Origin of the sequence: Alicyclobacillus macrosporangiidus CPP55, assembly GCF_000702485.1 — a bacterium.
Classification (GTDB): domain Bacteria; phylum Bacillota; class Bacilli; order Alicyclobacillales; family Alicyclobacillaceae; genus Alicyclobacillus_H; species Alicyclobacillus_H macrosporangiidus_B.
In genome coordinates this window covers 1,502,759-1,515,982 of record NZ_JNIL01000001.1, presented here as the reverse complement: position 1 = coordinate 1,515,982, position 13,224 = coordinate 1,502,759, and the positions used below count along the sequence as shown (strand labels likewise).

The window sequence follows — 13,224 nt, the reverse complement described above, 5'->3', positions numbered from 1 at the left end:
ATGGCGCGGGTGATTCTGCGCGACGGCCGGGTGGCGGAACTGAGGGAGGCGCGGGATGACGAACGGGATCGAACGCTCATCCGCGATCTCTTTCGGCGCGCCTCGCCGGATTCGCTGTACCTCCGGTTTTTCCACATGGTGCGGGAGGTCAGCGACGAGGCCATCGGCGGCATGGTGCAGGGGCGAGGCCCGGACGGGCTGTCGCTGCTGTGCGTGGCGGGCGATCGCGCGCTCGGCATCGGCACCTACACCCCGGTGGACGAAGACACGGCCGAGGTGGCCTTCCTGGTGGACGACGAGCTGCAGGGCAAGGGGCTCGGGACACTCCTGCTCGAGCACCTGGCGCAGCGGGCGTGGCGGCACGGGTTCACCCGTTTCGAGGCGTACGTGCTGGCGGAGAACCAGAAGATGCTGGATGTGTTCCACTCGAGCGGCTACGAGGTGAAACGGCGGCTGGAATACAACCAGTACCACCTGGTGCTGCCGCTCGGGGAGACGGAGCGATCACGCGCCCTCAAGGAGGCCCGCGAGAAGCTGGCGACGGCCGCGTCGCTGCACCCGTTCTTCCGGCCGCGCACGGTCGCGGTGATCGGCGCCTCGCGGGACCCGGACAGCCTTGGGCACCTGTTGTTGCGCAACGTGATCGCAGGGAATTTTCGCGGCGTCGTGTATCCCGTCAATCCCCACGCGGAGGCGGTGGCCGGGGTCAAGGCGTATCCATCGGTGGGGGAGGTGCCGGATCGGATCGATCTCGCCGTCATCGCCGTACCCGCCGGCCAGGTGCTGCCGGTGGTGGACGACTGCGTCGAGGCAGGGGTGCGCGCCGTCACCATCCTCTCGTCCGGGTTCGCGGAACAGGGGGAGGAGGGCCGGGCCCTGCAGGACGCGGTGGTCGGCCGCCTTCGCGCGGCCGGGTGCCGGCTCATCGGACCCAACTGCCTGGGTTTGTTGACGACCGATCCGGACGTCCGTCTGAACGCCAGCTTCGCCCCGCATCCCCTGCGGCGCGGGAGACTGGCCATCGCAAGCCACTCTGGCGGGCTCGGCGTGGCCATCCTGGAGTACGCCGAGCGGGCGGGTATCGGCGTGTCGAGCTTCGTCAGCCTCGGCAACAAGGCGGACGTCTCGGGCAACGATGTCCTGCAGTACTGGGAGGACGATCCCGCCACCGACCTGGTGGTCCTCTACCTGGAGTCGTTCGGAAACCCGCGCAAGTTCTCCCGCATCGCCCGGCGGGTGACGCGGCGCAAACCGGTGCTGGTGGTCAAGAGCGCGCGCACGCCGGCCGGAGCGATGGTGTCGGAGGCGCGCGCCGCTGCGGCGCAGGCGAGCGACTCGGCGGTGGAGGCGCTGTTCCAACAGACGGGTATCCTGCGGATGGACACGCTGCAGGAGCTGTTCGACGCCGCGGTGTTGCTGGCGTTTGCGCCCCTGCCGAAGGGCCGACGGGTGGCTGTGGTGACCAACTCGGCGGGCGGCGCGGTCATCGCCGTGGACGCCCTGCGCCGGGAGGGGCTCGAGTTCGTGTCGCCCCTCATCGATCTCGGGTTCGAGGCCTTGGCGGAAGGGTACCGCCTGGTGTTGCCGCAGGTCCTGCGCGATCCGGAGGTGGACGCGGTGCTGGTCCTGTTTGTCCCGGTCGGGTCCCGGGACGAGCAGGCGGTCGCCCAGGCGATTCAGGACGCCATCCGAGAGGCGGCGGGGGCCGCCCCGACTGCAGGGAGGGCTGCGGCGGGGGCGGGCGAGGCCAAGCCCGTGATCGCGACCTTCCTCACGACGGGCGAGTACATGGTGCGGACCTTAGACGCGGGCGTGCAGCGGGTGCCGGTGTATCCGTTCCCGGAGCAGGCGGTGCGGGCCTTGGCGAAAGCGGTGCAGTACGCGGAGTACCGGGCCAAAACACCGGGGCGCATTCCAGACCTCGCGGGGATCGCGTGCGATACGGCGCGCCAGCGGATACGGGCGGCGCAGGGCGAGGATGCGCGCTGGCTCAGCGCGGAAGAGGCCTACGCGGTTTTGGCTTGCGCGGGCATCGTGGCGGAGGCGGACGAGGCGGATCAAGTGGAGGAGAGGGCTGGGAGCCCTGTGCTGGTGCTGGGGATCGATGTCGATCCGCTGTTCGGCCCCCTGGTCTTCGCCCGCCGGGCAGATTCGCCGGAGCCCACGTGGGATCCGGAGGGGATCCGGCCTCCGCGCACGTGCGTGCGCCTCGTCCCCATCACCGACCTGGACGCGCGTGAGATGGCCGGTGTGTTAATGAATGCGGACGATCCCGGTGCCGACCTGCTCCCCGATCTCCTGCTGCGCCTGTCACGACTGGCGGATGAGGTCCCGGAGGTACTGTCTGTGCGTGCGCTGGCGAGGTGGACCGGTCGCGCGTGGCGCGTCCGGGACGTGCGGCTTCAGGCGGCCGGCCGGAGCGGGACCTGACGCAGGCGGCCTGCCGGGGTGTGGCGGCGGGCCGTGCCGTCCGCCAGAGTGTACTGGCTGGGGCTCGGGAAGGCCGGCCGGCGTTCAGGCGGTCGCCGCTCCGCCTTCCAGGACAGCCTGGCGCAGCACCTCGCCGGCCTTGGCGCGGATGACCAGATGTGCGTGTGGATCGAAGCCGGTTTCGTCCAGGTTGACGAGGACAATCCGGGTCGACGCGCGGTCTGCGAACTTGGGCAGGCTGGCGACGGGCTCCACGGTCAGGGAGGTGCCGATCACGAGCAGCAGGTCGCAGGCGCGGACGGCGTATAGGGCCTCATCGTAGTGGCGCACCGGCTGGCCGAATAAGACCGTATCCGGGTGCAGCACGCGTCCGCAGACGGCGCCTTTGGCATCCTCCCAGGTGCACCGGGGTACGTCCTCGGCGAGGATGTGCGCGAGGCCATACTCCGATCCGCACCGGGGACAGCGTGCCAGCCGGGCGCTGCCGTGAACTTCCCACACCCGCGTACTGCCTGCCAGTTGATGTAAGCCGTCGACGTTTTGCGTGATCACGGTCACCTCTTTGCCTTGGCCCTCCAACCGGGCCAAGGCCAGGTGGCCGTCGTTGGGCATGGCGCGGAGGTATTCGGGGCGCAGGAAGGTGCGCTTGTATTTGGGCCAGAAATCCTCGGGGTCGTTGCGCAGGTGATGGTCGGTCATCGCTTCGAGGAGCGTCTCGTCCTGCCAGACGCCTTGTTCGGATCGAAAATCAGGGATGCCGGATTCGGTGCTCATGCCGGCCCCGGTCAGTACGGTGATCCGGCGGCTGTCCGCCAACCACGTCTTCAGCGTCTCCAGCTCGTTCTTCATGCCGAACCGCTCCCCTCTCGCTATGCGCTCCCGTCCCGCTCCAACCCATTCAGATCGCGATTGGAAACGCTTGCATGAACCTCCTGTGGCCATTATACCGGTGCGGGCGGATGGGAGGAACCCCGGTTTGGACGCGGGATCGCAGGTCATGAGACGCGAAACCGGCCGCAGGACGGAGGCTGCGGCCGGATGGGCAGAGTCACTTAGCCCCGTGGGTCACCACCACCACCATGGCGCCAGAGCGAGCCACGCGAGGGCGAAGAACGGGAAGAAGAAGAACGGCCACCAGGCTTGCGTCACGTCGCCCGCGACACCGGGTGCCTGGCCTTGTCTCTCGGCGGGCAGTTGCCCCAGCAGGCGTACGTCCGGATGAGCCAGGGTCCCGCTGGCCAGCCGGGTCGTTGCGCCGCGTACCGGCCGCACGTAAATGCCGTCATGGGTGACGGTGTGCAGCACGCCGTGGTGCAGCGCTCCGTCGCGCGTGCGGAACACGACAGGTTGGCCGATGAAGCGCATGCAATGCGCTCGTGTCACCATGTTCACTCCCTCCTTTCACTGAGACACATATATGCATCCCCGGGACAGCGGGTATGGACGAACTCCCAGGCGCGGGAACGCTGAGTGAGTTGGCGCGATTTTTGCTAATAAGGATGACAGGGGGGATTTCCCCCATAGGACTTTGCACCGCGTACCGCTGCGTTCTTATTCGGAAGCGTTCACGATGGCGGGGACGTTCGGACAGCGGGGCTCGGACGACGATGGCAGACGATCGACGGCAGACGACCGCAGGAGAGAGGAGCGAGATGGATGCAGGAGAAGACGGGTTCCCTGGCACGGGTGATCGGTTCAACGGATACAGCGCAATACCAGATTCAGACGAAAGCACGCGGCCCGGCAGGGCAGCTGCCGCTGACGCCGGAGATGTTATTGAATGAACCGAGCGGAAACCTGTTTGGCTGGACGCAGAACGTCGGGATGGGGTGGAACCCGTCGCGGCTGCACGGCCGGCAGGTGTTGATCCTGAGTACGCAGGGCGGGATACGGGCGGAGGACGGGACGCCTATCGCACTCGGGTACCACACCGGCCACTGGGAGGTGGGCTTGTTGGCCCGGGCGGCGGCGGAGGAGGTCAAGGCCGCCGACGGGGTGCCGTTCGCGGGGTACGTGAGCGATCCGTGCGACGGGCGATCCCAGGGCACAGCGGGCATGTTTGACTCGCTGCCGTACCGCAACGACGCGGCGATGGTGATGCGCCGGCTGATCCGATCGCTGCCGACGCGCCACGCGGTGATCGGGGTGGCCACCTGCGACAAGGGGCTGCCGGCGATGATGATCGCGCTGGCCTCCACGCACCACCTGCCCTGTGTACTGGCACCGGGCGGGGTGACGCTGCCCGCCGAAGAGGGAGAGGACGCGGGCAAGGTGCAGACCATCGGGGCGCGTTACGCCCACGGCGAGATCTCCCTCGAGGAGGCGGCGGAGGTGGGGTGCCGGGCGTGCGCGACGCCGGGCGGGGGCTGCCAGTTCCTCGGCACGGCGGCGACCAGCCAGGTGGTGGCGGAAGCCCTCGGTATCGCGGTTCCACACTCGGCGCTGGCGCCGTCCGGGCAGCCGATTTGGCTCGAGATCGGACGTCAGTCGGCGCGCGCCGCCCTGCAGTTACTGGAGCTCGGCTGGACGACGCGGGACATCCTGACGGACGCGGCCATCGAGAACGCGATGGTGGTGCACGCGGCGTTCGGCGGATCGACCAATCTGTTGCTGCACATCCCGGCCATCGCGCACGCGGCTGGCTGCCGGGTGCCGGAGGTGGCCGATTGGATCCGGGTCAACCGGGAGGTGCCGCGGTTGGTGAGCGTCCTGCCGAACGGGCCGGAGTACCACCCGACGGTGCGGGCTTTCCTCGCCGGCGGGGTTCCCGAGGTGATGCTGCACCTGCGGAGGCTCGGCGTGATCGACACGTCGGTCAAGACCGTGGCCGGCGTGACGCTGGGCGACGTGCTCGACTGGTGGGAGGACTCGGAGCGCAGGCATGCGGTGCGGGCGCGGTTGAAGGAGGCCGACGGGATCGATCCGGACGATGTCATCATGAGCCCTGACCGTGCGCGGGCGCGCGGCCTCACGTCGACGGTGACGTTCCCGGTGGGCAACATCGCACCGGAGGGGTCGGTGATCAAGTCTACCGCTATCGATCCGTCGGTGGTCGACGCGGACGGCGTCTACCGCCATCGGGGCCGGGCGAAGGTGTTCACGTCGGAGCGGGATGCGATCGCGGCCATCAAACGGGGCGACATCCAGGCGGGCGACGTCATGGTGCTGGCCGGGCGCGGGCCGTCGGGCACGGGGATGGAGGAGACGTACCAGCTCACGTCGGCCTTGAAGCACCTGCCCTTCGGCAAGCATGTGTGCCTCATCACCGACGCGCGCTTCTCGGGCGTGTCGACCGGCGCCTGCATCGGCCACGTGGGGCCGGAGGCCCTGGCGGGCGGGCCCATCGGGAAGCTGCGCGACGGCGATTGGATTGAGGTGGAGATTGACCTGAACCGCCTCGAGGGACGGGTGAACTTCGTCGGCGACGGGGACGAACCGGGGACGCCAGCGGATGGGGACGCGATTTTGGCGCGCCGCGACCCGCACCCGGGGCTGTGCCCGGACCCGGATTTGCCGGACGACACGCGTCTGTGGGCGGCGCTGCAGAACGTCAGCGGCGGCACCTGGCGCGGGGCGGTGTACGACGTGGACCGCATCATCCAGGCGCTGGAGGCGGGCAAGAAAGCGCTGGGGTGGTAGGGGTTGAGGGAACGGCGTCTTGTGGGCACCTCCACCGAGCTGTCCCGTGCGCGTGCGTATGCGCGGGATTCGGTGGGCGGGCCCACCGGCCCGCCTCCCCCTCCTCATCTGTCCCGCGCACCCGAATCCGCCCGGCAGTTCTCCGTTCAAATCGTATCCCCTTTGTTCTCAGTACCCGATCTGTCGATCCGTGGTGAACTCCATCCGCCCCACCCACTTCACGCTCTTGTAACGGCAGCTGCGGGAAGACGATGCGGCCGGGCCCCCTTCATTCCGCGGGAGGGGCGTGCCGGCCATCTGGAAGGCGAGCAGGACGTCCACTGGGACGCGGCTTGAGCGCCCTGGTGCTTGCCATTTTGCGGATTTGGGAACATCATAGGAACGTGACGACCGAATGCCGGGAGCGATGCAAGTGACTTACATTCAGCAGGGGACTCCGGAGTTTCGCAAGGCGAGCTTCGGGCTCTTCATCGGCGCTTGGGTGACGTTCACCATCCTGTACTGTATCCAGCCCTTATTGCCTGCGTTCTCCCAACACTTTCAAGTCTCTCCCGCGGTCTCCAGCCTGTCGCTGTCGGTGACCACCGCGGCGTTGGCCATCGGGATGCTGTTTATGGCGTCCCTGTCACACCGGTATGGACCCAAGCGGATGATGACCTTCTCCCTTCTGGCTTCGGCCGTCTTGGTGCTCATCTCCGCGTGGGTCCAGGATTTTGCCAGCCTGTTGGTGGTCCGCACCCTGCAGGGCATCGCGCTGGCGGGATTGCCGTCGATCGCGATGGGGTACCTGGGAGAGGAGGTGGAGCCCAAGAGCCTCGGATACGCGATGGGCCTGTACATCGCCGGCAATACGGTGGGCGGGATGTCCGGGCGGATCATCACCGGGATGATCAGCGACTGGCTGTCGTGGCGGTGGGCGCTTGGATTTCTCGGCGCCCTTGGCGTGGTCCTGGGTGTGGTGTTCTGGTGGATCTTGCCCGTCGCCCGAAACTTTCAGCCGCGGCGAGTGAATGAACCTGTTCGCCGGCGGTTTCGCCGGGCCCTCGGGGTGTATGCGGGACACCTGCGAGATCCAGGTTTGCTGTGCCTGTTTGGCATCGCGTTTCTGTTGATGGGCGGGCAGGTCGCTCTGTACAATTACATCGGTTATCAGTTGATGGCCCCGCCGTACCGGTTGAGCCAAAGCGCGGTGGGGTGGTTGTTTGTCGTGTACACGGTGGGCACGTTCAGCTCCGCCTGGATGGGGCGGGTGGCCGACCGCCATGGGCGTCATCTGACCTTGTGGATCGGGACGATCACGATGGCTCTGGGGGCCCTCATCACGCTTCCCACGGGCTTGGTGTGGAAAGCGCTGGGGCTGGCCGTGTTCACGTTTGGGTTTTTCGCGAGCCACTCCATAGCGAGCGGCTGGGTGGGGTGGCGTGCCGCCGGGAACAAGGCGGAGGCGTCTTCCCTCTATCTCCTCTTTTACTATATGGGGTCCAGCGTCGGCGGATTTGTCGGGGGATTGTTCTGGAGCGCGTTTGCGTGGCGCGGGGTGATCGCCATGATCCTCGGATTCGCCGTATTGGCAATGGGGCTGCAGATGCGGTTGTCCCGGCTCACGCGCACGGTGACCGCGGCCAACTCCAGAGGAGGAACCGTATGACGAACCAGGGAACCAGGCAGAGGTTTTCGCCGTATATCACCTTTTCCCGCGAGGAATGGCGCCACCTGCGCGACTCGACGCCGTTGCCGCTGACGGAGGCGGAGTTGGAGCAGTTGCGGGGCATCAACGAGCGGGTCTCCATGGACGAGGTGGCCGACATCTACCTGCCGCTCTCGCGCCTGCTCAACCTGTACGTGGCGGCGACTCAGAATCTGTATCAGGCGACGAACACGTTTCTCGGGCATCTGGAGGCGAAGGTGCCGTACATCATCGGGATCGCGGGGAGCGTCGCCGTGGGCAAGAGCACGACGGCGCGCATCATCCAGGCGCTTCTCGCCCGGTGGCCAAATCATCCCAAGGTCGATCTCGTCACCACCGACGGCTTCCTCTACCCGAACCGGGTCCTCGAGGAACGGGGCCTGATGAAGCGCAAGGGGTTCCCGGAGAGCTACGATGTGCGGCGGCTCATCCAATTCGTCGCCGACGTCAAGTCGGGGAAGCCGGAGGTGCTGGCACCGGTGTACTCGCACCTGACCTACGACATCGTGCCCGGGGAGTTCATCCGCATCCGCCAGCCGGACATCATGATCCTCGAAGGGCTCAACGTGTTGCAGACCAACCCGGACGGCGGCCGAAAACGGGCACCCCAGGTGTTCGTCTCTGACTTCTTCGACTTCTCCATCTACGTGGATGCCAAGGAGGAGCACATCAAGCGCTGGTACGTGGAGCGGTTCCAAACGCTGCGGGAGACGGCGTTCCGCGACGAGAAATCCTACTTCCGCCGCTACGCGGACCTGACGGCGGAAGAAGCGGAGCGCACGGCGCTCAGCATCTGGGAGGAGATCAACGCGGTCAACCTGCGGGAGAACATCGCGCCGACCCGCAACCGCGCCCACCTGATTCTGGAGAAGGCGGAGGATCACACCGTGCGGCAGGTGTTGTTGAGGAAGCTATAGGGCGTAGGGGCGTCGGGCTCCGCTTGTGGGGTCCGGGCGGGACGGGCTCCGCTTGTGCTGCGCAAGACGCTCCGCCCGTCCCGCCCGGACCTGCGGGAAGGCTGAGCGGGGGCCTGGTGCTGCATGCGGAGAGGCCGCTCGCGCCATCCACTTTCGACAGGAAGGACCCGGGGGGTGTCGGGCGAAGCGACTCGCGCAGCATGAGCGAAGCCCAGCGCCCCCCGGGGCCATGAGAGGGGGATACGATGCCGACCTTGGCAGCGTCTTTCAAACAGGCCTATGACCGGGTGTTCGGTCGGTTTTGGAACGCGACGTCGGTGCTGGTCATGGCCGGGGTGTTCGCCGCGTTTTACTTCGGATTGACCGGGACATTGTGGGCCGTGACGGGGGAGTTCACGCGTTGGGGTGGAAACGCGCTTCAGCTGTTCGGGGTCGACCCGTCCCACTGGGCGTACTTTCAGGCCATCAAGTTGAAGGGCGGGCCACTCGACCGCACGGACGGTTGGCTGGTGCTGGGGATGCTGTGGGGCAGCCTGTGCGCGGCGCTGCTCAGCGGCAACTTCAAGATCCGCACGCCGCGCCAATACCGGCGATGGCTGTGGGCCTTCGTCGGAGGTCTGATGGCCGGATTTGGAACCCGGCTCGCGATGGGCTGCAACCTGGCGGCGTTCTTTACGGGACTACCTCAATTCAGCCTGCACGCGTGGCTGTTCATCGGCGGGACCGCCCTGGGCACGTACATCGGCGTCAAGCTGGCCGTCCTGCCCCTGTTCAAGGGGAAGCCGAAACTGGAGTTCGGCGTGCGGCCCGTGGCCAAACGAGGGCCGGATCGGGGGACCGCCAGGTGGCACCTGTACGCAGGAGCGGCCGGTGTTGTGCTCCTGCTGGTGTGCATCGGGTGGAATGTGTTCGATCACCGGGCCCTGATGGGATTGGCTGCCCTGTTCGGGGCCGCGTTCGGCGTGCTCATTCAGCGAGGCCAGATCTGCTTCACGTCCGGCCTGCGGGACCTGTGGCTGTTCGGCAAGGGGAAAATGGCGAAAGCCATCCTTGCCGGGATGGCCGTCCAGACCGTTGGGACAGCAGTATTCATTGACAAGGGCGTGCCGCCCGTCATCCACTGGGCGAGTGTTGGGTCGGCCATCGGCGGGGTGATGTTCGGCATCGGGATCGTCATCGCTGGCGGATGCGAGACCGGTTGGATGTACCGGCTGATGGAAGGCCAGTTGCAGTTCGCAGCGGTGGGCGCCGGCAACATCGTAGGGGCCACGGTGCTCGCGTACAGCTGGGACCACTGGGGGGTGTACCGGACGCTCGTCGGGGGCGCGCCGGAGGTCAATCTGCTGCACGCCCTCGGATGGACGGGAGGCATCGTCGCCACCTTCGCGTTCCTCGCCATGTTGTATGCCCTGGTGGTGTGGCGGGAGCACACGTTCCACCGCCGATTGGCGCAGCGGCGCGTGGCCGTGGCGGACGAAATCACTGCGTGAGGAGGATGCGGCGTGGGGGAAAAGACGCGGGTGTATGCGGATGGAAGCCTGGATGTGCGGGGAGAATCCTGTCCGTACCCGGAGCTGTACACGCTGGAGGCGCTGGAGGCCATCGGGTCCGGCAAGGTGCTCGAGGTCATCACCGATTGCCCGCAATCGTTCATCAACATCCCTGAATCGGTTCGGGCGCATGGGCATGAACTGTTGTCGGAGCAGCGGGACGGCGCGACGCGGGTGTACTACATCCGGGCCAAGTGAACAGAGGCCTTCGTACGACAAGGCCGGACGCCATGGGGGCGTCCGGCCGCCGCGCGCTGGCCGCGCTGGGCTATCGCTTGATTCCGCCGTCATGCGCGGGACAGGTGCTGGGCGAGTTTCTTCTTCGCGCGCTGCAGAGCGTTGTCCACGGCCTTGCTGCTCTTCCGCAACCGCTCGGACACCTCGTGATACGAGTATCCGACGGCGAAGAGGAACAGCACGTCCCGCTCCAGGGGTGTCAGACGCGTGTCGTGGCGGTTTCTGCGCACCAACGGGAGCGTGCGCGTGTCGCACGCGTCTCGGATTCCGTGCAGGTGCTCCCGCGCCATGGCGACGTCCTCCGGAGTTGGTGTGCACGGATCCGCGAGGATTTCGGCGAGGGATCGATCCTCGTCGTACTCGCCGCGCACGGGCGCGTCGAGGGAGATCGCGGTGTTGAGGAGCCGGTGCTTTCGGCTGTTGGCGACCTTCACCGCCTGCAGGATCTGACGCGTGATGCACATGCGAGCGAACGGCCCAAACGGGGGCCCACCTGGGCGATACGATTCGATGGCTTCAAACAGGCCGATGCGCGCCTCTTGCTCGAGGTCTTCGCGGTCGCCGCCGCTCATGTAATACATGCGTGACTTCCACTGTATGAAAGGCCGGTAGCGCTCGAACAACAGCGCAAGGGCTTGTTCATTGCCGCTGCGATAGGCGCTGATCAACGCCTCGTCGTTCAGGAGCGACAGTGCCTTCTCATCACCGCAGGAAGGCAAGGTTGCGTCGTGCGTAAAGGATGCCAAGGCCATGGGTTTCACCTCTCTTTCATCTCTGAAAACGGGCGACCAACGACTGCAGCTGCACCTGCGGCGCGGATCGGGGGGATGAAATCCACCCGCTACGATCCGGCGGCGACGTTTCAGCCCCAGATGGGATCGGATGTAGAGGATCTCTTCTCGGAACTGCTGCGCGTTGGGAAATGGCCAAGCGTAGGAGTGATAACCGCCGCCCTGGTTGACCAGGCGGATGTATTCGCGGCCGAGCACCATGCCGCTTTGGGGATAAATAGCCCAGAGATTGAGGTCTTCCGAGGTGTGGAGCTGTTGCTGGGTGGCGCCGCAGGCCGGCCCCGAGGACGAGGCTGGGAAGGATGAGCAGCGCCGGTGAGATCGATAGCAACTTCCAACGCAAAGAAGCCCATGCCGAAAGAAGCCGCCGTACGCCGACAAGTTTCACTTCATATCACCCGGCCCATGGAATGAAAAGCACCCCTGTATGCGTGACTCCGCACACGTCAAAAACGGGCAGCCCTGCAAACATGCGCAGGGCTGCCCATCGCCGCTTCCTATCGGCGTTCCGTGTGGCAGCCCGGCTGTCCTAGACATTCGTCCGTAGACCCGTGGCTTTGCGTCCCAGCGTTTCCACTGGTTTGCCATTGTCACACTTTCTATGTATGTTACGAAAATCTTTCTCTGTCTTTCGTAGATTATCAGACATTGTTCGACAAGTGTCAACAAGATCTGCGAAAAAAAAGGTCGATTGAGCAGGTTCTGACCGGCAGGAGTCCCGTCATAAATATCGAAAGGTTATGATGAGTCTACCGACCGAACATTCGTTACAACATGAAAGGGGTTACATCTGTGGACTTCACCTTGACTCCGGAGCAGAAGATGGTGCAGCGGACGGTACGAGAGTTCGTGCGAAAGGAGCTGATGCCACTCGAGCCGCAAGTCCTGCGCAACGAGCGCGAGGGCAAACCGGGCATCACCCGCGAGCAGTTGAAAGACCTGCAGTTGAAGGCCAAGGAGCTGGGCTTCTGGGGGATCAACACGCCGGAGGAGTACGGCGGCGCGAACCTCGGCGCCATGATGACCGCGTTGGTGCACATGGAGCTCGGCCGCACGTTTGTGCCCTTCTCGTTCGGCGGATCCGCCGACAACATCCTCTACTACTGCAATGAGGAACAGAAGAAGCGGTATCTCATCCCCACCATCAACGGGGAGCGGCGCTCCTGCTTTGCGCTGACGGAGCCCGGGGCTGGTTCGGACCCCAGCAGCATCCGGATGACCGCCGTCAAGGACGGCGACGAGTGGGTGCTCAATGGCGAGAAGATCTTCATCACCAACGGCAACGAGGCGGATTTCGCCATGGTGTTCGCCGTCACCGACAAGGAAAAGGGGGCGCGCGGGGCATCACGTGCTTCCTCGTCGACCGCGAGATGGGTTGGCGCTCGGAACGGATCCCGACGATGGGCGAGTGGGATCCGGCGGCGCTCATTTTTGAGAACGTTCGGGTGCCGGAGGAGAACGTGCTCGGCGAGGTCGGCTGGGGATTCAAGCTCGGCCTGGAGTGGATCGGCCAGGCCCGTTGGGTCATCCCCGCGCGCGGCGTCGGGGCTGCCGAGCGGCTGCTGCAGATGGCCATCGATCACGCCAAGACGCGCGTCACCTTCGGCAAACCCATCGCCGAGCGGCAGGCGATTCAGTGGATGATCGCCGATTCGGCGGTGGAGATTGAGGCGACGCGGTGGATTACCCTGCGGGCCGCGTGGATGCAGGATCAGGGGCTCGACAACCGCCACCAGGCGTCGATGGCAAAGCTGTACGGGGCCAATATGGCCAACCGGGTGTGCGATCGGGTCCTGCAGATTCACGGCGGCATGGGCTACACCAAAGAGCTGCCGATTGAGCGCTGGTACCGGGAGATGCGCGTGTGGCGGATCTTCGACGGCACCGACGAGATCCAGCGGTACATCATCTCGCGCAATCTGCTCAAGGGCCACGTGAAAGTGGGCGAATGGATGGATTGACGAAAGGGGGAT

Annotated in this window: 10 protein-coding genes, 1 pseudogene and 1 riboswitch; of the genes and pseudogenes, 7 read left to right on the top strand and 4 right to left on the bottom strand. The window is 65.9% G+C overall.

The genetic code is table 11. The features are described 5' to 3' along the window. Positions 1-2,430 carry a GNAT family N-acetyltransferase gene (locus N687_RS0107730; RefSeq protein WP_029421311.1) on the top strand — a complete coding sequence of 810 codons (2,430 nt, stop codon included), beginning with the start codon at positions 1-3 and terminating at the stop codon, positions 2,428-2,430. An 84-nt stretch (positions 2,431-2,514) separates the two neighbouring features. Here the strand turns inward: N687_RS0107730 and N687_RS0107725 are convergent, their stop codons facing one another. Both N687_RS0107725 and N687_RS0107720 read right to left on the bottom strand, forming a co-directional pair. Next, the gene (locus N687_RS0107725) at positions 2,515-3,279 is read right to left on the bottom strand and encodes an NAD-dependent protein deacylase (protein ID WP_035462101.1); all 765 of its coding nucleotides are present in this window, start codon (positions 3,277-3,279) and stop codon (positions 2,515-2,517) included. Between the two features lie 216 nt (positions 3,280-3,495). Beyond that, positions 3,496-3,816: a hypothetical protein gene (locus N687_RS0107720; protein ID WP_029421309.1), complete on the bottom strand. Its 321-nt coding sequence runs from the start codon at positions 3,814-3,816 to the stop codon at positions 3,496-3,498. Between the two features lie 270 nt (positions 3,817-4,086). Between N687_RS0107720 and N687_RS0107715 the strand changes: the two genes are divergently transcribed. Continuing rightward, positions 4,087-6,069 (top strand): YjhG/YagF family D-xylonate dehydratase, encoded by a 1,983-nt coding sequence (locus N687_RS0107715; RefSeq protein ID WP_029421308.1) that lies wholly within the window; start codon positions 4,087-4,089, stop codon positions 6,067-6,069. Positions 6,070-6,237: 168 nt separating this feature from the next. Here the strand turns inward: N687_RS0107715 and N687_RS25430 are convergent, their stop codons facing one another. Beyond that, a complete protein-coding gene (locus N687_RS25430) occupies positions 6,238-6,465 on the bottom strand; it encodes a molybdopterin-dependent oxidoreductase (protein ID WP_419670152.1) in 228 nt (75 codons plus the stop codon). A 16-nt stretch (positions 6,466-6,481) separates the two neighbouring features. Between N687_RS25430 and N687_RS0107710 the strand changes: the two genes are divergently transcribed. The 4 genes from N687_RS0107710 (at position 6,482) to yedF (ending at position 10,421) form a co-directional block, all read left to right on the top strand. Then, positions 6,482-7,717 (top strand): MFS transporter, encoded by a 1,236-nt coding sequence (locus N687_RS0107710; protein WP_029421307.1) that lies wholly within the window; start codon positions 6,482-6,484, stop codon positions 7,715-7,717. Next, positions 7,714-8,673 carry a type I pantothenate kinase gene (coaA, locus tag N687_RS0107705; RefSeq protein ID WP_029421306.1) on the top strand — a complete coding sequence of 320 codons (960 nt, stop codon included), beginning with the start codon at positions 7,714-7,716 and terminating at the stop codon, positions 8,671-8,673. Before N687_RS0107710 ends, coaA begins: the two co-directional genes overlap by 4 nt. Positions 8,674-8,918: 245 nt before the next feature. Beyond that, a complete protein-coding gene (gene yedE / locus N687_RS0107700; protein WP_029421305.1) occupies positions 8,919-10,163 on the top strand; it encodes a selenium metabolism membrane protein YedE/FdhT in 1,245 nt (414 codons plus the stop codon). A gap of 12 nt (positions 10,164-10,175) precedes the next feature. After that, positions 10,176-10,421: a sulfurtransferase-like selenium metabolism protein YedF gene (yedF, locus tag N687_RS0107695; RefSeq protein WP_303799501.1), complete on the top strand. Its 246-nt coding sequence runs from the start codon at positions 10,176-10,178 to the stop codon at positions 10,419-10,421. An 89-nt stretch (positions 10,422-10,510) separates the two neighbouring features. On the opposite strand, the gene N687_RS0107690 is transcribed toward yedF, so the two are convergent. Continuing rightward, a complete protein-coding gene (locus tag N687_RS0107690; RefSeq protein ID WP_051663042.1) occupies positions 10,511-11,212 on the bottom strand; it encodes a sigma-70 family RNA polymerase sigma factor in 702 nt (233 codons plus the stop codon). A gap of 550 nt (positions 11,213-11,762) precedes the next feature. Then, a riboswitch (cyclic di-GMP riboswitch) is annotated at positions 11,763-11,847 on the bottom strand. A gap of 178 nt (positions 11,848-12,025) precedes the next feature. Here N687_RS0107690 and N687_RS20840 point away from each other — a divergent pair. Then, positions 12,026-13,212: pseudogene (locus N687_RS20840) on the top strand (acyl-CoA dehydrogenase family protein). The last annotated feature ends 12 nt before the right edge of the window (positions 13,213-13,224 follow it).

Excerpts from the sequence above, each read along its gene's own strand:
- N687_RS0107720 (WP_029421309.1), bottom strand. The coding sequence starts at position 3,816 with ATGGTGACACGAGCGCATTGCATGCGCTTCATCGGCCAACCTGTCGTG.
- coaA (WP_029421306.1), top strand. The coding sequence starts at position 7,714 with ATGACGAACCAGGGAACCAGGCAGAGGTTTTCGCCGTATATCACCTTT.
- N687_RS0107730 (WP_029421311.1), top strand. The coding sequence starts at position 1 with ATGGCGCGGGTGATTCTGCGCGACGGCCGGGTGGCGGAACTGAGGGAG.
- N687_RS0107725 (WP_035462101.1), bottom strand. The coding sequence starts at position 3,279 with ATGAAGAACGAGCTGGAGACGCTGAAGACGTGGTTGGCGGACAGCCGC.
- N687_RS0107715 (WP_029421308.1), top strand. The coding sequence starts at position 4,087 with ATGCAGGAGAAGACGGGTTCCCTGGCACGGGTGATCGGTTCAACGGAT.
- N687_RS0107690 (WP_051663042.1), bottom strand. The coding sequence starts at position 11,212 with ATGGCCTTGGCATCCTTTACGCACGACGCAACCTTGCCTTCCTGCGGT.
- yedE (WP_029421305.1), top strand. The coding sequence starts at position 8,919 with ATGCCGACCTTGGCAGCGTCTTTCAAACAGGCCTATGACCGGGTGTTC.